At 55.7% G+C, this 747-nt stretch carries 1 pseudogene; it reads left to right on the top strand.

The features are described 5' to 3' along the window. Nucleotides 1-747, top strand: a pseudogene (locus tag ACR0I7_RS20090) (hypothetical protein); the annotation flags it as partial.

Here is a 747-nt window from a genome sequence, read left to right as displayed (position 1 = left end):
TCAATCTTGATGACGGTGTTCTGAATGCCAACGGAGATATGCTCAATGACGGCATCACCAATCTGCAGGGCACTGGCGATCTGAACCTGGCCGGAGATCTGGACAATGGCGGCACCTTCAATGTGCTGGGCGGTCTGGATGCGCTGGATATTGAGAACCTGACCAGCAGCGGCCTGTTCAATCTCGATACCAATACGGTGAACGTGAGCGGCATGGCGAGTATTGAAGACGGGGGTGAACTGGATCAGGACGGGGGCACGTTTAACGTAACCGGTCTGCTGTCCACCACAGGCACTGGCACCATCAATCTTGATGACGGAGTTCTCAATGCCAACGGGGATATGCTCAACGACGGCATCACCAATCTTCAGGGTAATGGTGATCTGAACCTGACCGGAGATTTGGACAATGGCGGTACCTTCAATGTGCTGGGCGGTCTGGATGCGTTGGATATTGAGAACCTGACCAGCAGCGGCCTATTCAATCTCGATACCAACACGGTGAACGTGAGCGGCACGGCGGCCATCGAAGACGGCGGTGAGCTGGATCAGGACGGTGGCACGATGAATGTGGCCGGTCTACTGTCCACTGCTGGCACCGGGACCGTCAATCTTGATGACGGTGTTCTGAATGCCAACGGAGATATGCTCAATGACGGCATCACCAATCTGCAGGGCACTGGCGATCTGAACCTGGCCGGAGATCTGGACAATGGCGGCACCTTCAATGTGCTGGGCGGTCTGGATG

It is taken from the genome of Ruegeria sp. AM1 (assembly GCF_056540745.1).
The sequence above is the reverse complement of the archived record's forward strand: the minus strand, read 5'-3'. Positions and strand labels throughout refer to the sequence as shown.